We start from the raw sequence: 20,249 nt of genomic DNA on the forward strand, positions 1-20,249 counted from the left end.
ACTAATCTCCTAAGTACCAAGCTTTTTAATAAGTAGATGCTACATAAATACTTGAAAAAAGGCCTGTTTGAACATAAGAATATCCGAACGGTGATCTGCGTTTCTTTCATATAGAAAGGAATTCTCCATCACTGTTCGGATATTTTTTTATTTTTTTCGGTTACTTTCTTCTAATACATCTGTTAGCCAATTTGCATATTCTGTTTCCCGATTGATCGCATGCGCTAAAATCAGGTAGTGTCCGTAATTTTCATGTTTTTCTTTTTCAGTAGGAAAGATCGTTTTTTTTCGCTCTAATAGATGAAGTCGTTTTTCTTCATGAAGGTCACGCTGCTGCTGAATAATTTCTACTAATGCCGGATCATTCACGTCTTTGACGAAATACAATTTCAGAACAAATTCGTCTCGATTAACCGGTAGTTCATTGGTGGGTGTATGAATCCACTCTGCCAATTGTTCCTTCCCTTCTTCTGTTAATTCATAAACTTTCTTTTCCAATTTTTCACCTGTGATCTCTACTTGATGCTGAATGATTCCTTGCTCTTCCATTTTTGCAAGTTCAGGATAAATCTGACTATGTTTTGCTTGCCAAAATTCTCCTATTTCATTTTTGAACGATTGATTCAATTCATATCCTGTCATCTTCTTCTTACTTAATAACCCTAACAAAATATATCGAAGTGTATTTTTTCTTGCCATCAGTTTTCCCTCCTTGACAAATCTTTAAATCCATTCTATCATAAATGAGTAATCGAAAACATGTAGTTTATTACATGTTTTAATTTATAAGGAGATGCTTAAACATGAAAGAATTTAAAGAATTGGAAGATTTTATTGGAACTCACTTTATCTATACGTATGATAATGGTTGGGAATATGAATGGTATGCCAAAAATGACCATACTGTTGATTACCGTATCCATGGCGGAATGGTCAAAGGCCGTTGGGTAAAAGACCAAGAAGCTGATATCGTTAAATTGACGGACGGCGTATTCAAAATCACTTGGACAGAGCCAACAGGGACAGACGTGGCATTGGACTTTATGCCAAATGAAAAGAAACTTCACGGAATGATCTTTTTCCCTAAATGGGTTGAAGAACAGCCAGAAATCACTGTTACTTTCCAAAACGAACATATCGCAGAAATGGAAGCAGCTCGTGAAAAATATGAAACTTATCCAAAATTACTTGTTCCTGAATTTGCTACTATCACTTATATGGGTGATGCAGGTATAGACAATGAAGATGTTATTAGCGAAGAACCATACGATGGAATGCCAGATGATATCCGTAGCGGAAAATATTTCGATGAAAATTATAAACGAGTAAAATAAGGTTGTGAAAGAGAGGTTGTGAAATCAGCGTTCTGACCTGAGTATTAGAGAAAGAAACGGAAAAATAGTTCCTCATGTTTTGCCGTTTTTTGAGCTAATACCGAGGGTCAGCTGATTGAACACCGTTTAAGAAAGAGGTTGTGAAAGAAGTGGTCAGCTTCAAGAAATAAGAAGGAATTTACGGAAATTGCTTCTCAAATTTTTGTAAAATTTCGGCTTATTTCCGAAGAAGCTACTTTTGGAACACCGTGAATCAGAGGTTGTGAAAAAGCTGTTCTGCATCAAGTAATAAGAACAGCCAAATAAAAATAGCTCCTCATATTTTTTGTTTGGTTGGGCTTATTACCGCAGATGCAAGCTTTTGAACACCGTTTATCAAGAGGTTGTGAAATCAGCGTTTTGACCTGAGTATTAGAGAAACAAATGGAAAAATAGTTCCTCATATTTTGCCGTTTGTTGAGCTAATACCGAGGGTCAGCTGATTGAACACCGTTTATCAAAGGTCGTAACAACTGCATATTCACACAGTTAAATTAGTGACTTCAAAATGAAATAATGCTCCCAGCCTAATTTTTTGCTGGGAGCATTATTTCGTTATTCTGTTCATCAAAAATCAGCGTTTTGATTCCATTTCATCACAAGTTCCTCCTCATTTACTGCTTCATCTTTTTGCTGTGTTTGAATTGTAAAACCTTGTGAAAGATAGAAATGAATAGCTGATTGATTTTTTTGATAGCCTGTCAAAGTCAGTGTTTTATTGGTTTCTTTTATTTTTTTCATTAGTTGCGTACCGATTCTTTGTTGCCGGTATTCCCTTTTCACAAAGATTCCTGCGATAAACTGATCAATCACCCCAGCAAAACCAATAATTTCTTGATCTATTTCTGCTAAGTAAATCACTGCATCTGGTAAAGCTTTCCTAACAGATTCTACTTGATTCTCCCAATAAGTTGATGGAATGAATTCATGAGAATCCAAGTTAGCATGCAGCCAAATCGATAGAACAGATTCCAGTTCTTTGGCAGACAATTTTGTTGTTGTGCGGATCATTTTTTCTCTCCTTACTTATTCATTGATTTTAAAATAAAAACCATTTTTTTGAAGCTCTTTTACAAGTTTTCGCCCCTCAAAAAAGTATATCTTCTCTTGTTTTACTTTTCTAATACCAAAAGAAACAGCAACTTTAGGATCATCAGCTGAAACGATTCGATAAGTCCCACCAGGCAATTGATCCAGCTTGACTTTCCCATGATGGTCGCTTTGTACTGAAAACGGCACACCATTTCTAGTAAGTATTTTTTTCTTATGTTTCAAAATGAATGAACTACCATTTACCGGTTTCCCTGACGAATCACTAATAATAAATGAAAAATCAAGCACTTTTTTACTTAATCTATACTGATAGATTAGTCGTCCGATAAACACTAACAGTATGACTACAGCTATTATCGTTCCTGCAAGAATAAACCATTGCCTCATGGTTCTTTCCTGATTTCCTTTTCCTTCTTCTTTTTTTACCGATTCGTTATAAGGAATCCGATGTCCTGTCACTAGCAAACGATGCGTGTTGATCATATACGGCGTACATGTAAGCAAGGTAACTAAGTCTTCTCCTTCTGCAATCGTTAGAACAGACGTGTCATCTGGCAGTACCACTTGTATATTTTTAACTTGATAAGCCAATTTCTCCCCCAAAACAGTCAAAATAAACGTGTCTCCGTTTTCTAAACGATCTAATTCGGTAAATAACCGTCGATTAGGTAAACCGCTGTGAGCAGAGATCACTGAATGCGTCGAATTTCCACCAAGCGGGAAAGAGGTTCCTTGCAAGACGCCTGCTCCATTTTCAAGGATCCTACCATTGAGCCGATCATAAAGTGAAATATTTAATTGGATCTTAGGTATATTGATACTTCCGATCAGCCATTCCTCTAATTGGCTGGATGTTGTACTTTCATTTCTGTTCTTTTCATTGAAAGGATCAGTACCAGGATTGAATCCTTGGTCAGTTAATCGTTGGTTTTTCTCCTCCATTTTCTTTCGCTGCACTTCAATTTCAGCTGCGGTCCGTTTTTGTACTTGTTCGATACGTTTTTGATCAATAAAACTATTTAAAGAATCCACATAAAATGGATATAAAGCGATCAGTAACCCTACGACGATACATATTAATAAAAACAAACGAAACAAAAGTCGACGAGACTGTTTTTGCTTACTCTGCTTCACATGTGTCCTCCCTTGCAAGTTTTTTTGTTCTTTCTTTTATTATATGGGTTCAGGAAAAAAATAGAAAATGAAAGCCGATGAGGTTGTGAAAAAGCTGTCCTGCATCAAGTAATAAGTACAGCCAAAAAAAATAGCTACTCATATTTTTTGTTTGGTTGGGCTTATTACCGCAGATGCAAGCTTTTGAACACCGTTTAAGGAAGAGGTTGTGAAAACTGCGTTATGCTTTGAGTAATAAGAGCGCTAGTCAGAAAATAGCTTCTCATATTTTCTAGGCTAGTGAGCTTATTACCGAGAAGCAGCTGATTGAACACCATTTAAGGAAGAGGTTGTGAAAACTGTGTTATGTTTTGAATAATAAGAGCGCTAGTCAGAAAATAGCTTTTCATATTTTCTAGGCTAGTGAGCTTATTACCGAGAAGCAGCTGATTGAACACCGTTTACCGAGAGGTCATGAAAAAGCTACTTTGTTTCGAGTATTAAGAAAAATTCTGTTTCAAAACAAGGAGATGCAACAAAACTTATGTCGCATCCTCTCTCCTTAGAACTTTCACTTATGTTTTTCTTGTAAAATTCATAAATATTTTCATGAATTTTCTAATTTCTTGCCTACCTCTCGCATAGGATATATGATGAATTTATCTAAAGTTTGCAAAGGAGTTCGACAATTGAAAAAATATGGCCCATTTTTAGCAATTTTTTTCATTGCTTTGGCATTTCTCATGCCTCATTTATTCACACATAAACTAATTTTGGGTGCTGATGCCCCATTCCATTACAATCGGTTCTATGATGCCGCGCAACAAATTAAATATGGGGATTTCCATTATTTTCCTTCCCTTTATGGATTCCAGCAAAGTGGCAGGATCGTGAATGCCGTTTACGGCCCATTTTTCGCTTATTTACAAGGATTGATCGTGTTGCTTGCAGGTAGCTGGTTTCATTATCAGATTCTTTCAAATTTCATTCTTTATCTTATTTCAGGATTTTCTATGCTGATTTTACTGAGATATGTCAATATTCGAAATTGGGTAAGTGTACCAGTAGCCGTTTTATTCATGAGTACGTATTCTATTCAATACTGGTCTATCAACCAAGGATTCACTAGCTGGGGGACTTGTTTTTATCCTTTATGTATGATCCCTATTGCTGATTTCGTCCTTCATAAAAAGTTCCCTGTTATCAAAGTCGCTGTCTCAGTGGGACTTATGACACAGATCCATTTACTGTCTTCGATCATGTTAGCTTTGATGTATATCCCTTTTTATCTTTATTACTTTTTTAACCAGACTGAAAAAGGAAAAGCACTGCTTCAACTGATTAAGTCGGTCTTGCTTTATTTTGTTCTGACAGCAAATATTTGGGCAGGATTAGCTATTGTTTACAGTGGGAATAAGATTCTTCCTCCCTTTGTTAACAGAGAAATGAGTCAAAAGGCGATAGATCTGGATGGCAGTTATTGGCTCCATTACCCTAAGGCCTTTCCTATATTGATATTATCAGGTTTTTTGCTTTTTATTTTCTTTCAACAAAAGAACACCTTATTCCAAAAAATCGTGTTGTACACAAGTCTTGTTTTCTTTTTTCTTTCTACTAGCTTGATTCCATGGACGACATTGATCGAAAAAAATGTGCCTTTTATTAGTTTGATCCAGTTTCCATTTCGATTTTTCGTGCCATTTACGCTATTGCTTCTACTTTACCTTGCCCTTTCACTGAACCAGTGGTCTGAACAAAAGTGGTTCCGTCTTTTAAGTATATTTGGCATTCTTATTTTTTCAGCACAGACGATCCAGAACTTATACCAGCATCTGGAAAAGTGGGAAAATGAAACATTTGTCAGTCGACATACTTATCTATTCGATACGCCGGAAGAAGCAAGGAAAACATTCTTCAGCAAAGATATGTCTACCAGCTTGTTCGTTTTCCAAAAAACCACACCTGACTATCTGCCAATCTATAAGGAGACAAAAGACAATAAATACGACCGGTATAACGAAGAAATACTAGAAAACGAAACAACTTTTATAAAAACACATCCAGGCGGTCTTCTGACAATCAAGTGGAAAAACACTGGGGACAAAACTGTTCATATCCCTGTTATCGTCTACGATCGGACTGTGCTACAGCAAAATGGAAAAACATTGACTGATTATGAAGTAACAGATATCGGGACCCCAATCGTGAAGCAGCAAAAAGGAATCAACGAGCTCACGCTTCATTATCAAACGCCAATCTATTTCTATTTCATTCTTTCTCTTACTTTGATTGGCTGGTTTACCTTGCTATGTTTATTTATTTATCATAGATACAAGCTTTTACGTGCTTAGGCAAAAGGGATAAATACATCCGATCAAAAAACTCTCCAAACGGTATAATCGTTTGGAGAGTTTTATTTTAATCAGTTTTTTTATGTTATATGTTATATTTTTTATTCGTTCACATCTAATTCGATTTCCACCCCGTAGTGATCACTGATGATTGGACTATCGATCCCATCAAAAATCCGTTGATATTTTTTAACCTGCATTCCTTCAGGGACGAAAATAAAATCTATACGCAATTTTTCTGTATTTTGTTCCCAACCATCGATTTTCTTTTCCACAGTAGCTGCTTTTCCTTTTTCATTCGCGACAACATACGAATCTTGAAGAAGAAGGCAACTTTCTCTTACAGTATAATAACCTTGAGAGTCTACTGGATTATTGAAATCACCTAGGAAAAAAAGTGGTACGCGAGTTTCCAAAAAGTAGTTTTCCAAGTTTTTCCACTCAAAATAAAAGCCACTTTTTTTATCTGTCCACCAAGAAAAGTGGCAGCTCGAGACAAAAATGTCCTGATCATCTATCTTTGTTTTCCCAATCAAGATCTTGCGTGTCTGATAATCTTCTTTCTTTTGAGATTGGGAGACGGTAAGGACCTGACTTTCCAATGTTTTTTTCGCAAGCAGTGCATTTCCTTCTTCATATTTATCATAACCGATGTGGCTCATTTCCCAACTCCAAAAATACTCTTTTCCGTGTTCCTTTAAAAGCTGAACTAAACGGTAGGCAAAATTATCTTTACGGATAGGTACTTGATTCTTTACCGGACAGAACTTCATTAGCTTCGCAGGTTCTACTTCTTCAGATTCCAGTAATTGGTTGATTTCTTGTAAAGCAATCACTTCATAATCTTCTAACAGGATCTTATCTGCTAATTCTTGCAATTTTTTCTCTGGTTCTGGCTCAAGCCAGCTATGCGTGTTGAGTGTCATGAATTTCATTGGTTTTCTCCTTGTCTTCATTTCGAAACAAAAGGGTTGTGACAAAATTTTTGTCACAACCTCTCCAGCAAATAGTGTTCTCCTGCTAACTCCTCAGTAATAAGCTCAATGGACCAGGAGCTATTTTTTGTTTGGCTGTTTTTATCACTTGGTGCAGGGCAGCTTTTTCACGACCTCTCCACTAAACAGTATTCAAACTGCTGCTTCTCGGTAATAAGCTCACTAGCCTAGAAAATATGAGAAGCTATTTTCTGACTAGCGCTCTTATTACTCAAAGCATAACGCAGTTTTCACAACCTCTTCCTTAAACGGTGTTCAAAAGCTTGCATCTGCGGTAATAAGCCCAACCAAACAAAAAATATGAGTAGCTATTTTTTTTGGCTGTACTTATTACTTGATGCAGGACAGCTTTTTCACAACCTCTCGATAAATGATGTTCAATCAGCTGACCTTCGGTATTAGTTCAAAAAACGGCAAAATACGAGGAGCTGTTTTTTCGTTTTGTTTCTCTAATACTCAGGTCAGGGCAATGATTTCACAACCTCACCTTACATTTTAATGGAGCCGATCACTTTACCAGCTGTCACTGTACCTAATTGCTTGATCACTACTTCTTCTACTTTATCGTTTGTAAATACGATCATGATCGTTGGATCTTTTTCTTCGTTTTGGATCACATCAAGATCCATCTCAGCTAATTTCGTTCCTGTTCCTACTTCTTGGCCTTCTTTGACAGCAATCTCAAAAGCTGGCTGATTCATTTGGACTGTATCGATTCCCATATGGATCAAAACTTCGATACCATCTTTCGTCTCCAGCCCAATTGCATGTTTGCTTGGGAAAATACTTGTCACTTTTCCAGCGATCGGCGCAACAACTTCTCTTGATGTTGGAATAACAGCAAAGCCGTCACCCATCATTTTTTGTGAGAATACCGGATCTTTTACTTCAGATAAAGGAATCACTTCTCCAGAAGCTGCGGAAACTAGTTCTTGTTCTATACCTAAGTATTGCTTACTATCTGCTTGTCTATTTCCTGTAGAAACCATTTCTGGCTCTGGAATCTCTGCTCCTGATTGCAGCAGATCTTCGATATCTGATTTCAAGACATCTGCTTTTGGTCCATAAACTGCTTGGACTCCATTGTCTTTGACGATCAATCCCATCGCCCCTGCTCGTTTCCAGGCTTCTTCAGTCCCTACTTTTTCTCGATCATTTACACTTACGCGTAACCGAGTCATACAAGCATCGACATCTTTGATATTTTCTTTTCCTCCCAGCAAATGAATGATCTGGACCACTTGCTGATCTGCTGTTCCTGTTCCGCTGTTAGATACAACGGTTTCTTCACTGTCATTGTCGTAATTTCCGTTACGTCCCGGTGTAGCAAAGTTGAATTTTTTGATCAAGAAATTTGCTAAGAAATACGTAACAACACCAAAAGCGATCACACACAACACGAAGTTGATAAGATCTCCACCTAAACCCGCTTTGATAGCTAACGGTGTCCGAGTCAGCAATTCGATATTCCCAAATGAATGGACCCGCAATGGCAAGATATCTGCCATCGCAAATGCAGCCCCTTGGATCACTGAATAAATGACATATAATGGCACAGCAGCAAACATAAACATGAACTCCAATGGTTCTGTTACACCTGTTAGAAAGACAGCCAACGCTGCTGAAAAATACATTGATTTATATCTTGCTTTCTTATCAGGATCGACATTACGATACATCGCAAAAGCCATTCCCATCAAGATACCTGAAGAACCAATCATTTGTCCTACTTTGAAACGAGCCGGCGTCCAGTTATGCAACACAAACTCATATTGCGACATATCCCCTGCACCTTTAAGATTCACTAAATCAGTGGCCCAAGCCAACCATAACGGATCTTGCCCAAATACTTGTGTCCCCGCCTGTGCGCCTGATAAAATCTCATACGATCCGCCAAGCTGTGTATAGTTGATAGGAATCGTCAGCATATGATGCAATCCAAATGGCAATAGTAAACGTTCTAATGTTCCAAATAAAAACGGTGCTAGAATCGGTGCGCTTTCTTGTGATTCTGCGATCCATAAACCAAAATTATTGATTCCAGCCTGTACGTTTGGCCACACCACAGCAAGAATCAATGCCACGATTGTTGACCATAAGATAACAACAAACGGAACAAAGCGCTTTCCATTAAAAAATGACAAAGCATCCGGCAATTTTCTATAATTATAGTACTTATTATAAGCCATTGCCCCGACAAATCCAGCGATGATCCCTACGAATACTCCCATATTCAAAGCTGGTGCTTCCAATACACTTGTAAAAAATCCTTTAACCATGATCTTCGTACCGAACAGAGTGTGGGTAAATGCATCTTCATTCGCAAGCATGTCACTTGTGACACCAAAGATAGCCCCAGTGATCCGATTGATCAAAATAAATGAGATCCCAGCTGCAAATGCTCCGCCTGCTCTTTCTTTTGCCCAACTTCCTCCTATTGCTAAAGCAAATAAAATATGAAGATTACCAATAATTGCCCAACCAATATTTTCAATTACTCCGCCCGTTGTGACAAGCGGCGTCCAATCAGGATTGATCAAGGGAATTGATTTCCCTATACTGATCATCAACCCAGCTGCCGGCATAACTGCTACCACAACCATTAAAGCCTTTCCAAATTTTTGCCAAAACTCAAAACTAAATATCTTTTTCATTCCGTTTAGCTCCTTTACGCAATCGATTTCGTTAAACGTATTATAGCGTGCGTTTTCTTTTTTGTAAATGCTTTATTTTTTATTTTTCTGTCTATACCATTCTATAAAACCTATAATGCGTGTGTTTCCTTCTATAATTTTCTCCTAAAAATTTATTTTTTTATGCTTTTTTCTATGAAATATTTTCTTTTGTCTATTGACTTGTGCAATCGGTTGCGTTTATTATGAACGTATAAAACAGCTCATTAGGAGGAGAAAAATGAAACAGATCAAACGACTATTTGCTATTGATCCATGGAAAATCAGCACGACACAATTAGATAAAAAAAATCTTCGACTGCAAGAATCTTTAACAAGTATTGGGAACGGTTATATGGGGATGCGCGGGAACTTTGAAGAAACTTACTCAGGGGACCACCATCAAGGTACTTATTTGGCGGGTGTCTGGTATCCCGATAAGACACGTGTCGGCTGGTGGAAAAATGGTTATCCAGAATACTTTGGAAAAGTGATCAACGCCTTGAACTTTATCGCGATAGATATTTCGATCAACGATCAGCTGATCGACTTGGCTTCTTTGGAACCAGAAGACTTTTACTGGGAATTAGATATGAAAAATGGTGTATTATCTCGTACATTCACAATCACTACTTCTACTAATAAAGTACGCATTTCCTTCGAACGTTTTCTGAGCATTGTCAAAAAAGAATCAGCTTATATCTATTTAACTATAGAAATGCTTGAAGGTAGCGGAACAGTCAAACTCGTATCAAAATTGGATGGAAATGTTCAAAACGAAGACAGCAACTATGATGAACATTTTTGGAATGAGATTGATTGTGGAACTATAGAAGAAATCGGCTATTTGACGACTAAAACTATTCCAAACAACTTTGGGATTGAACAATTTACTGTTACTGCAGCAATGCGCCATTTCGTTAATGGAAAATCAGTCATCCCTGACTATCACGAAGATACTTTAGCATTACATGGTTGCTTGTCTGCAGAATTATCTCAAGGTGAGACATGGTCAGTGGAAAAAGAAATTATCGTTCTTACTAGTAGAGATATTCCAGAAGCGCAGCAAGCAGAAAAAGCTGTCTCAGAATTAACGAACCAGACAAACAATTATATCCAAGCAAAAGAAGAGCAAACAGCGGCTTGGGCAGAACGATGGAAGCTTGCCGATGTGGTCATCGAAGGAGACGAAGAAGCACAACAAGGTATTCGATTCAATTTGTTCCAACTATTCTCTACTTACTACGGCGAAGATGAACGATTAAATATCGGCCCCAAAGGATTCACAGGAGAAAAATACGGCGGAGCCACTTACTGGGATACAGAAGCGTATGCTGTCCCTCTTTATCTTGCTTTAGCCAAACCTGAAGTAACTAAGAATCTGCTGAAATATCGGCATAATCAACTGCCGCAAGCAATCCACAACGCTCAGCAACAAGGATTAAAAGGCGCGCTTTATCCTATGGTCACCTTCACTGGTGTCGAATGCCATAACGAGTGGGAAATCACATTCGAGGAGATTCACCGAAATGGCGCGATTGCCTATGCAATCTACAATTATACGAATTACACCGGCGATACGGAATATTTGAAAAATGAAGGACTGGAAGTTTTAGCAGAAATCGCACGCTTCTGGGCAGACCGTGTCCATTTTTCAAAACGAGCAAATAAATACATGATCCACGGTGTGACCGGCCCAAACGAATATGAGAACAATATCAATAACAATTGGTATACAAATACGATCGCAGCTTGGGTCTTGCGTTACACGCGAGAAAATTATTTAACTTATCAAAAAGAAGCTGCTATCACTATCAGCGAAGAAGAACTAGCCAAATGGAAAGATATCGCAGAGAACATGTACTTCCCAGTTGACGAAGAATTAGGAATCTTTGTCCAGCATGACACATTCTTAGATAAAGATCTCATGCCTGTATCCGATATTCCCACAAGCGATCTTCCTCTGAATCAGCATTGGTCTTGGGACAAAATCCTTAGATCTTGCTTCATCAAGCAGGCAGATGTACTACAGGGGATTTATTTCTTCAATGATACTTTTACAAAAGAAGAAAAACAAAAAAACTTTGATTTCTATGAACCAATGACTGTCCATGAGTCTTCCCTTTCGCCAAGTATCCATTCGATTTTAGCAGCAGAATTAGGAATGGAAAGCAAAGCTGTAGAAATGTACCAGCGAACAGCTCGCTTGGATTTGGATAATTACAATAACGACACAGAAGACGGCTTGCACATCACTTCCATGACTGGTAGCTGGTTGTCGATCGTCCAAGGGTTTGCTCAAATGAAAACTGCCCATGATCAGTTGAGATTCGCACCATTTCTGCCAAAAACTTGGAAAGCTTATTCTTTCCATATCAATTATCGCGGACGTTTATTGTTCATCTCAGTCACAGATGAACAAGTTACTTTCGAGTTATTAGAAGGTTCTCCTCTAGAAATTTACGTCTATGAACAGTCTTATTCTTTAGCGGATCGTCTAGAAATAACGCTAAGAAAGGAGGAAGCAAATGTTTAAAGGGGTATTGTTTGATTTAGACGGTGTCATTACCGATACTGCTGAATTCCATTATCGTGCTTGGCGAAAGCTTGGTCAGGAAATCGGCATTACGATCGACCGCACATTCAACGAACAGCTAAAAGGTGTCAGCCGAGAAGACTCACTCTCTTTGCTTTTAGCTTATGGCGGAAAAGAACACTCTTTTTCAAAGGAAGAATTTGCAGAATTAGCGAAAAGAAAAAACGATTATTATTTAGAGATGATCCAGACGATCGAACCAAAAGATGTCTTCCCCGGGGTCGTGCCTTTACTGGATTCTTTAAAAGAAGAAAAAATCAAGATTGCTCTTGCTTCTGCAAGTAAAAATGGGCCTTTCCTACTTGAAAAAATGGGTCTTACACCTTACTTTGATGCTATTGCCGACCCGGCAGAAGCAACAAACGGAAAACCTGCGCCAGATATCTTCCTCCTTGCAGCAAAAGCTGTCGGACTAAAAGCAGAAGAATGTATCGGGATCGAAGACGCGCAAGCCGGTATCCAAGCCATCCTCTCAAGTGGTGCTCAACCAATTGGCGTGGGACGTGCTGAAGACCTTGGAGAGGAGATCCCGCTTGTCCCTGATACGACTTTTCTTACGATCGATTACTTGAAAGAAAAGTGGCATGACCATGGATAATCCAGAAATCTCCGTCGTACCAGTTCCAGAGACTGAAATAAAAAAAGTCACATTGAAGAACGACTACTTAGAAGTCGTTCTTCTCAATTACGGTGCCCGCCTGCACCAAATCTTCGCACCAGACAAAGAAGGAAAATCAGAAAATGTTTTATTGTCTTACGATCGTTTCGAAGATGTTCTAACAGACAAAAGCTTTTTTGGAGCAACTGTCGGACCTGTAGCCGGAAGGATCCGGGATGCTTCTTGGGGTGAGCATAGATTGGAGAAAAACTGCGGATCACACCATATCCACGGTGGCACGAAAGGCTGGTCTTTCCAATTTTGGGAAGTAGAAGTTTTCAAAACTCCTTCATCAATAGGCGTGGTCTTTTACTTAAAAGATGAATTTTCTACCTATCCAGGACCAATCACTGCTACGATCACTTACCGTTTGACAAAAAACGAGTTAGAGATGACGACCTCTGCCAGTAGCCTGGTCGAAACCATCTGCAATCCGACCAATCATGCCTACTTCAACCTTTCAGGAAATGGAAAAAGAGACATCTATGACCATCAGTTAACGGTCTTCTTAGATGGTATAATTGAATTAGATCAAGAAAAACTACCTACTGGAAATTGGACGAAAAAAGAAGACCTGCCCATCGACTTTAGAAAATCTCCAACACTGCAAGAAATCCTTGCTTGTTATCCAGCTGGACTAGATGATGTATTTCTTTTGCATCATCCTAGGCTTTCCAGAACTTCCTTACAATTATTCGAGAAGCATTCTGGTCGTCAAATGACTATAGCAACTTCCAATAAAAGTATGGTATTATTTTCTACGACTGGATTTGAAGCTGATTTCTCTGTCAACGGAAAACAGATGCATTCAAACTACGGATTAGCAATCGAACCGCAAGAAATCCCTGATATCGTTCATTTCCCCAACTTTGGATCGATCAACCTCCATCCTGGTCAAGAACGGATCAGTCAGACGATTTATCGGTTCTCTGCACAATAACAAGAGAAAGGTGTTTTTATCATGGCTATTACCGTAAAAGATGTGGCGAAAAAAGCCGGTGTTGCTACCTCGACCGTCTCTCGTGTTATCAATGATCATCCTAGTATTTCCGAAGCAACAAAGAAGAAAGTCCGAAAAATCATGGATGAACTAGGTTATGTTCCTAACATGACTGCCCGCAATCTAGGAAAACGCATTTCTAGTGCCATCGGCGTGATCTTACCCCCTCTTGATTCAAAAGAGCGGATTGGGAATCCCTTTTATCTTGAGATCATGGAAGCAATCAACGAAGAAGCTCGGAATTATGATATGACGACAGCGATTGCTACTGCTAAAAATTTTGATTTACTGTTAGAGAACGTCCAGCGTATGCATCTACAAAAACAAGTAGATGGTTTTATTCTAGTGTATTCAGATAGTCAAGACCCTGTCATTGATTATTTATACCAAAACCACATCCCTTTCACTTTGATCGGACAGCCTTATCATCACGAAAACGAAATCGTTTATGTAGATAATGACAACCAGCTTCTAGGCAAACAAGCAACAGAATTTTTGATCCAGAATGGACATAAGAATATCCTATTCGTGACGAATACGACTCATGAGAGTTTGTATTTCGAACGATATTTCGGTTATCAAAAAGCGATGATGATGGCTGATCTTCCTGCGTTTTCCAGTGTAGTACTGGAACATACAGAAGATTATCTGACCTTTGAGAAAACGTTGAAAGAAAACGAAGCCACAGCATTGGTAGTCATTGACGATATCTTCGCCCTTCGCACGATGCAGTTGGCACAAATGTATGGTTATGTCATTCCAGAGACACTTTCCGTCATTAGCTTCAACAACTCGATCTTCTCAACATTGACACATCCTTACCTTACAAGCATCGATATCGATATCTCCGAATTAGGACGTGTCGCTATGCAAAAACTGCGTGAACTGATCCATGAAGAATTAAGTAGCGGCGTACGCTTGGTCATCCCTCATCGCTTGATCAAAAGAGAGACAGTCGTTCCTTTAGAAAACCCATACTAAATAGCTGACTCACTAAATACGCTGACCATTTATTCTATGGTCAGCTTTTTATGTAAAAGAAGATACTACTTCTAACACATTGTTTATCTGTAAAAAAGAGCGTGGGACAAAAGTAAAGAACACTTTTGTCTCACGCTCTAAACACGTATAAACGGCGGAAGCAGAAGCAACTCCTTCGGAAATAAGCTGAAATTCACAAAAATTTAAAAAGCAATTTTCTTGAATTTCTTCTTATTTCTTGGAGTTAAACGCTTCTGTCCCAGCCTCTTTTTTCCTTCCTTCAATTTTTTACACGTCGACGATTCAATAAAAAACCGCCTAATATTGTAAAGACAGGTGCAAGAATCGAGAAAAAGGCGAATGGCAAGTAATGCAACGCGCTAACTTTCATCGTTCCCATAATGAATGTGCCGCTGACTCCCCACGGTACGAGAGAATTGACGGTCGCACCTGAATCCGCTAGTGTTCGTGTCAAATAGGTTTTTGATAAGCCAACGTCATCAAAAGAACGCTTGAATGTTTCTCCTGGAAGAATGATGGACAGATACTGTTCTCCAACGATCAGATTGATTCCGATACAGCTCAAGGCAGTAAACCCGACTAAACGAGAAGGTCGGTCCATCTTTTCTTTTAATTCTTGAACGATGGTATCAACGATCAGATATTTGATCAGTAACCCACCTAATGCCAATGCAAGTAAAATCAAACTAGCAGAACCTAACATACTCATGATCCCGCCTCGAGAAAGCAGTTCATCTAGCTTTGGATCAGGTGTATTTGCGACATAACCATTCATCAAGATGTCTGCTGCTTTTCCGACCGTCAAACTTTTCTCATGGATAAAAGAAAGAACGAGAGCAGCTGTTGATCCCGCTAGTAATGTAGGGATAGCCGGAATTTTTTTGATTGCCCCCCCAAATAAAATAACTAGTGGAATCAATGTCCAAGGAGAGATCCAAAAGCTCGCTTTCATGTTTTGGATCATTTCATTGATACTAGCTAGATCGGCTGAATGACTGTTATGTCCTAATATCGTATAAAAAATCAACGAAAGGACGAATGCTGGGAAATCTGTATAACGCATACCAGCGATATGTTCGAATAGATTAACTCCTCCAATACCCGCTGCCAAGTTGGTCGTATCTGATAAAGGCGAGCAGTTATTCCCTAAAAAGGCACCGGAAACGACTGCGCCTGTAGTCATTGCATCATTGAATCCAAGTAAATGACCGATCCCCAAAAAAGCAATTCCAATCGTCGAAATCGTTGTAAATGAACTGCCGACAGTCACTCCGACAATTGCACAAACAAGAAATGCTGTCGGTAAAAAGAAACGCACAGAAACAAGTTTAAATCCATAAACCATAATCGTAGGGATGGTTCCAGATAAAATCCATGAAGCAACTAAGACACCAATCAAAAGAAAAATCAGGATTGGAATGATCCCTGGAGTGATTCCTTTGATGATCCCGTCATGGATCTCATCCCATGTGAACTTTTTAAATCTGCCATAAAACAACAAACACATGAAAGCTGCAAGGATCGGGATATGTGGCGAGAGCTGGAATCCGATGATCAGTACTCCTAGGAGTGCCAACAACACGATCAATACAGCGATACTTTCTTTTAAAGAAATATTTTTATTCATCGTCGATCTCCTATTTCAAATGAAAAGGCCCTGCCATGAAAAAACTATTCACTTGGCAGGACCTCCTACTAAATCAGCGACAAAACGTCGGCTGAAAGACTTATTTTTTTATTTTTCTTCTAAACTTTTTTCTACCTCAATCCCCCAAGAATCTTTCTTGAAGTGATTGATGATCAATGGAATAACGAACATGACCACTGTGATAGCTGCTACTAATAATGCATCACTCAATGTCGCTGTACCTAATGTAGCAAATACGACAACGATGATAGAGAAGATCAGCATGCAGCTGACTACCCAAGCTAATCCGTTTCCGTTTTTACCAATTCGGTAAGGACGTTCGAATTCTGGATGTTTCTTACGCATTTTAAGCAATGAAACAGCAATCAAAATGTACACGATACAATAAATAACAGTTGTAGCATTTGTAAGTGTCAAGAATACAGCACTTACGTCATCCATTACACCATAAAGCAAAGCAAATAATGAAATAACGATTGATTGTGTTAGAACGACATTTCTAGATACGCCGTATTTGTTTTCTTTATGGAATCCGAATTTTGGTGGAAGGAATCCTTCACGAGCTACTTGGATGATTGTTTTTGATGGTCCAGTAACCCAAGCTGATAATTGTAAAAGCACACCAATAAATACCATGAAGCTGAAGATATTTCCGATCACTTCTGGTAAGCCTAGGATTTGACAGTCAATCAAGATAGGCTGCGTGATATTTGCTAATTCCATTTTTCCATCTGGTACGACATTTGCTACAAGCATCGCATTGATGACATTCAATAAAACTAATCCGATCAAAGCGATAAATACGCCTTTTGTATAATTTTTTGTTGCGTCTTTCAAACGAGGCATGTAAACAGAACTCATTTCGATCCCAACAAAAATAAATGTGATACCAGCTAAGTATTTCAATGAATCAATATGTTCCAAGTCAGGGAAAGCTTTTGACCATGAAAAGTCACCTAGATAGCCGTTTGAGACTAGTCCGACTTTGAAGGCTGCCAAAACACCTAAAACGAACATGATGACTACTGGGATATATACCCCTAGCCATACACCGATGTTCCCGCCGACTTTTGCCATATCGAATTTCAAGTTCAAGATCGTGATGATCCAGTAGATAACTAAAATACAACCTAAAACGAACCAGTGATTATTGCCAAGTTCTACATTACCAAATGTGTTTCCTAACAATGGTCCTAAAGTAGAAGCGACCATTACCATACCTGGGAACATTTGCACCCATAATAGCCATGCAACGACAAATCCCCATTTGCTGCCCAGTGCTGTTTTTACCCATAACTGAGGACCGCCTTCTTGAGGAAGCATCGTTGAAAGCTCACCGGAAACCATTGATATCGGACCGGCAAAAAACAAAACTGCAAAAATTGAATAAAAAATCAATGTCCAACCGACTGCGGCTAACGTAGGAATACTCCGAACCGTTGCACACAGTGCCATTGTCAGACCGATAAAGGTCCCAAGACCCATTTTACTTACTTCAGATTTACTCACCGTTGACACTCTCCTTGATTTTTTGGATAAAATAACGGTGTCTTTGAAGTAGTTTCAGCAATAAACGAAACAATTCAGCGAATATTTGAGGGGATTCTTTGAGTCTATTGCTTGAAGGGTTTCTTCAAAGACAACCTCAAAACAAAGGGATCGAAGAGCTTAGGTCTCCCCTTGCTCTTCAGATCCAAACATGCGTCAGAAACAGTTAGTATTCAAGCTGTTTTCTAACATGATTACCTTGCTTATTTTGCTTCGCTTGCCAATAATTGGTCTGCGTAGATTTTTTCCAATTTTTCTTGAAGAGCTGCTTTGATTTTTTCAGCATATTCTTCAAAGTGTTCTTCTTTGTTCATGTATGGTGTCATTACGCTGGCACGCAATACAGTTACTTTTCCGGCACGGTTCCATTCTTCATCTGAGAATCCTAGTTGGTTCACAAATTGTAATGGGCTGTTGCCATAGTCTGGGATAGCAAAGTCAGTATGTGAAGTTAAGAACTCATTACCGTAAATGCTTCCTTTCACGTATGAAGAATAATCATATACGTCATGGTTCAATTTATTCATTGCAACTAAGTCATCGTTGCCTTTTTCTTTGAATACATAGTCTACCATATTGAAATCTGGATAAGTTAATGGATGAACTTCGATTTCTTTGTCTCCTACTTTAAATGACAAGTCATTCAAGAAGTTGTAGAAACGATGTGCACCTTCGATTGATGCACCCATTAATTTACCATATCCTGTGACATTCAAAGGTAAGACATGGTGTGCTGCCCAAACGCTGGCTGCTGTTGCCCCTGCTTTTGAACCTTCCAAGATATAAGCCCCAAGTAATGCTGGGATATCTGCGCCTTTTTCAAATACATATGTCGCAAAGTAAGAGATAACGTCTCTCATGCGGATATCTTTGATGACGATACCACCGGCAGAATATGGAACATAACCCATTTTATGTGGGTCGATCGTTACAGATTCTGCTTCTTCGATTGCTTTATATGCACTGTGTACTTCTTCTAAGATATAATCTTTGTTTTCTGTAAAGACATTGTATTTGTAATGAACATCTTTTAAATCTTCAAATGGAATGAAGTTGTTGTCTTCGTCTAAGAAAATCGCACGGCCGTATCCGCCATAAGCAGCATCTACGTGTAAGTAGAAGTAAATACCGTCTTTTTCTAATACGCGACGCAATGCAACGATTTTATCAATACCGTCGATTGCTCCTTCTTCTGTTGATCCTACAACACCGACTACACCTAGGATTGGTGTTTTTTCAGCTGCTAGACCACGAACGATTTTTTCAAGTTCGTTGATGTCCATGCGATAGTTGTGGTCAACTGGCACTGGAATCACTTGGTCTAAACCGATACCGATGATGTCGGCAGCTTTTAGCCATGAATAGTGTTTAGTTTGTGGAACCAACCATTTTCCTAATTTTTCTAAATGTTTTCCGCTACGTGCTGAGTGAGCTTTGATTTCGTCGATTTTTTCTGGGACGCTGTCTAACAGATTCATGATTTCTTCTGTTGACAAGTTCATTAATTCCCAATCGCTTTTTCCAGTAACTAGTTCAGGTGTCACTTCTTTCATTGCAAGCGGCAATGATTTGATGTTGCGGGCATACCAAAGTCCTTCTAAGTTTGCTAAAGAACCATCAGCAACGATGTGGCCCCAGCCATCTTTATAGCTCATTAATTTTGCAAATTCCATTCCTACTTCTTCTTCCATTTGGCTTGTTGCAGGAGAAGATTCATAGGCAACGTTATTACCATTCCATAGCATAGCAAAATTGTACGCTAGTAAAGATGGCATCAATGTTTCAGAGTTCATATGACCCCAGTAACGTCCGGCATTATGCCAAGGAACGGAATGGGTACGCATCCGCGCTGAAATTTCTGATAGAACATCCTTTGTTTTATTCACAGTGTGTTCAAAACTAGCACTGCTTTTTTCTTCTGGCGTAATAATAGGCATGTCTTGAGGCATGTAGTTTTGACGCCAGCCTAAATGTTCATCCACCAATTCATTCAACAAAGCTTTATAGATTTGGCCGTTCTCAGCTTTGTCCCCAATGAATAGGGCATTTAGGTTTAGATCTTTCGACAATGATTCACTCATAGTGAAACCCTCCTAAAAAAATATTTAAATTTTGTCGAGCCCTACATTACACCTGTTCTTCTATTCTGTAAACTAAGTTTTGGCCTGCTTTTTAATCATATTTTAATATGTATCAATTGTCCGAATTGTTCACACTTTTGAAATAATTAAAAAAAACGA

General features: G+C 38.7%; 14 protein-coding genes. 6 read left to right on the plus strand and 8 right to left on the minus strand.

Annotation, left to right across the window (positions count from 1 at the left end; translation table 11 throughout):
* Positions 1 to 147: 147 nt before the first annotated feature.
* A complete protein-coding gene (locus tag RG571_RS00830) occupies positions 148 to 699 on the minus strand; it encodes a PadR family transcriptional regulator (RefSeq protein ID WP_002286354.1) in 552 nt (183 codons plus the stop codon).
* A 104-nt stretch (positions 700 to 803) separates the two neighbouring features.
* Between RG571_RS00830 and RG571_RS00835 the strand changes: the two genes are divergently transcribed.
* Positions 804 to 1,334 carry a phenolic acid decarboxylase gene (locus RG571_RS00835; RefSeq protein ID WP_114635018.1) on the plus strand — a complete coding sequence of 177 codons (531 nt, stop codon included), beginning with the start codon at positions 804 to 806 and terminating at the stop codon, positions 1,332 to 1,334.
* Between the two features lie 606 nt (positions 1,335 to 1,940).
* Here RG571_RS00835 and RG571_RS00840 read toward each other — a convergent pair.
* Positions 1,941 to 2,384, minus strand: coding sequence for a GNAT family N-acetyltransferase (locus tag RG571_RS00840; protein ID WP_258430225.1), 444 nt, complete (start codon positions 2,382 to 2,384; stop codon positions 1,941 to 1,943).
* Positions 2,385 to 2,399: 15 nt separating this feature from the next.
* Positions 2,400 to 3,560, minus strand: a complete 1,161-nt coding sequence (locus RG571_RS00845; protein WP_010723526.1) for a class C sortase — start codon at positions 3,558 to 3,560, stop codon at positions 2,400 to 2,402.
* A gap of 629 nt (positions 3,561 to 4,189) precedes the next feature.
* On the opposite strand from RG571_RS00845, the gene RG571_RS00850 reads away from it, so the two are divergent.
* Positions 4,190 to 5,890 carry a hypothetical protein gene (locus RG571_RS00850; protein WP_002376521.1) on the plus strand — a complete coding sequence of 567 codons (1,701 nt, stop codon included), beginning with the start codon at positions 4,190 to 4,192 and terminating at the stop codon, positions 5,888 to 5,890.
* 101 nt (positions 5,891 to 5,991) lie between these two features.
* Here the strand turns inward: RG571_RS00850 and RG571_RS00855 are convergent, their stop codons facing one another.
* Positions 5,992 to 6,825: an endonuclease/exonuclease/phosphatase family protein gene (locus tag RG571_RS00855; RefSeq protein WP_002319551.1), complete on the minus strand. Its 834-nt coding sequence runs from the start codon at positions 6,823 to 6,825 to the stop codon at positions 5,992 to 5,994.
* A 548-nt stretch (positions 6,826 to 7,373) separates the two neighbouring features.
* On the minus strand, positions 7,374 to 9,539 hold the full coding sequence (locus RG571_RS00860; protein ID WP_002319550.1) for a PTS transporter subunit IIBC: 2,166 nt from the start codon (positions 9,537 to 9,539) through the stop codon (positions 7,374 to 7,376).
* Positions 9,540 to 9,798: 259 nt separating this feature from the next.
* Here RG571_RS00860 and RG571_RS00865 point away from each other — a divergent pair, with 259 nt between their 5' ends.
* From RG571_RS00865 to RG571_RS00880, 4 genes are read left to right on the plus strand one after another with little or no spacing between them, the layout of a single operon-like run.
* On the plus strand, positions 9,799 to 12,093 hold the full coding sequence (locus RG571_RS00865) for a glycoside hydrolase family 65 protein (protein WP_002319549.1): 2,295 nt from the start codon (positions 9,799 to 9,801) through the stop codon (positions 12,091 to 12,093).
* On the plus strand, positions 12,086 to 12,751 hold the full coding sequence (gene pgmB / locus RG571_RS00870; protein ID WP_002307916.1) for a beta-phosphoglucomutase: 666 nt from the start codon (positions 12,086 to 12,088) through the stop codon (positions 12,749 to 12,751). The genes RG571_RS00865 and pgmB overlap by 8 nt, the downstream gene beginning before the upstream one ends.
* Positions 12,744 to 13,751: an aldose epimerase family protein gene (locus tag RG571_RS00875; RefSeq protein WP_114634966.1), complete on the plus strand. Its 1,008-nt coding sequence runs from the start codon at positions 12,744 to 12,746 to the stop codon at positions 13,749 to 13,751. Before pgmB ends, RG571_RS00875 begins: the two co-directional genes overlap by 8 nt.
* 21 nt (positions 13,752 to 13,772) lie before the next feature.
* The gene (locus RG571_RS00880; protein ID WP_002319547.1) at positions 13,773 to 14,792 is read left to right on the plus strand and encodes a LacI family DNA-binding transcriptional regulator; all 1,020 of its coding nucleotides are present in this window, start codon (positions 13,773 to 13,775) and stop codon (positions 14,790 to 14,792) included.
* A 280-nt stretch (positions 14,793 to 15,072) separates the two neighbouring features.
* Here the strand turns inward: RG571_RS00880 and nhaC are convergent, their stop codons facing one another.
* The 3 genes from nhaC to tdc all read right to left on the minus strand — a co-directional run bounded on the left by nhaC (position 15,073) and on the right by tdc (position 20,090).
* On the minus strand, positions 15,073 to 16,440 hold the full coding sequence (gene nhaC / locus RG571_RS00885) for a Na+/H+ antiporter NhaC (protein WP_002286385.1): 1,368 nt from the start codon (positions 16,438 to 16,440) through the stop codon (positions 15,073 to 15,075).
* Between the two features lie 108 nt (positions 16,441 to 16,548).
* Positions 16,549 to 17,946, minus strand: a complete 1,398-nt coding sequence (tyrP, locus tag RG571_RS00890) for a tyrosine-tyramine antiporter (protein WP_002316652.1) — start codon at positions 17,944 to 17,946, stop codon at positions 16,549 to 16,551.
* A 266-nt stretch (positions 17,947 to 18,212) separates the two neighbouring features.
* Positions 18,213 to 20,090 (minus strand): tyrosine decarboxylase, encoded by a 1,878-nt coding sequence (gene tdc / locus RG571_RS00895; RefSeq protein ID WP_002319546.1) that lies wholly within the window; start codon positions 20,088 to 20,090, stop codon positions 18,213 to 18,215.
* Positions 20,091 to 20,249 lie beyond the last annotated feature (159 nt).

Origin of the sequence: Enterococcus sp. FR204, assembly GCF_031143325.1 — a bacterium.
GTDB classification, from domain to species: domain Bacteria; phylum Bacillota; class Bacilli; order Lactobacillales; family Enterococcaceae; genus Enterococcus_B; species Enterococcus_B faecium.

Excerpts from the sequence above, each read along its gene's own strand:
- RG571_RS00830 (WP_002286354.1), bottom strand. The coding sequence starts at position 699 with ATGGCAAGAAAAAATACACTTCGATATATTTTGTTAGGGTTATTAAGT.
- RG571_RS00835 (WP_114635018.1), top strand. The coding sequence starts at position 804 with ATGAAAGAATTTAAAGAATTGGAAGATTTTATTGGAACTCACTTTATC.
- RG571_RS00840 (WP_258430225.1), bottom strand. The coding sequence starts at position 2,384 with ATGATCCGCACAACAACAAAATTGTCTGCCAAAGAACTGGAATCTGTT.
- RG571_RS00850 (WP_002376521.1), top strand. The coding sequence starts at position 4,190 with ATGATGAATTTATCTAAAGTTTGCAAAGGAGTTCGACAATTGAAAAAA.
- RG571_RS00855 (WP_002319551.1), bottom strand. The coding sequence starts at position 6,825 with ATGAAATTCATGACACTCAACACGCATAGCTGGCTTGAGCCAGAACCA.
- RG571_RS00860 (WP_002319550.1), bottom strand. The coding sequence starts at position 9,539 with ATGAAAAAGATATTTAGTTTTGAGTTTTGGCAAAAATTTGGAAAGGCT.
- RG571_RS00865 (WP_002319549.1), top strand. The coding sequence starts at position 9,799 with ATGAAACAGATCAAACGACTATTTGCTATTGATCCATGGAAAATCAGC.
- pgmB (WP_002307916.1), top strand. The coding sequence starts at position 12,086 with ATGTTTAAAGGGGTATTGTTTGATTTAGACGGTGTCATTACCGATACT.
- RG571_RS00875 (WP_114634966.1), top strand. The coding sequence starts at position 12,744 with ATGGATAATCCAGAAATCTCCGTCGTACCAGTTCCAGAGACTGAAATA.
- RG571_RS00880 (WP_002319547.1), top strand. The coding sequence starts at position 13,773 with ATGGCTATTACCGTAAAAGATGTGGCGAAAAAAGCCGGTGTTGCTACC.
- nhaC (WP_002286385.1), bottom strand. The coding sequence starts at position 16,440 with ATGAATAAAAATATTTCTTTAAAAGAAAGTATCGCTGTATTGATCGTG.
- tyrP (WP_002316652.1), bottom strand. The coding sequence starts at position 17,946 with ATGGGTCTTGGGACCTTTATCGGTCTGACAATGGCACTGTGTGCAACG.
- tdc (WP_002319546.1), bottom strand. The coding sequence starts at position 20,090 with ATGAGTGAATCATTGTCGAAAGATCTAAACCTAAATGCCCTATTCATT.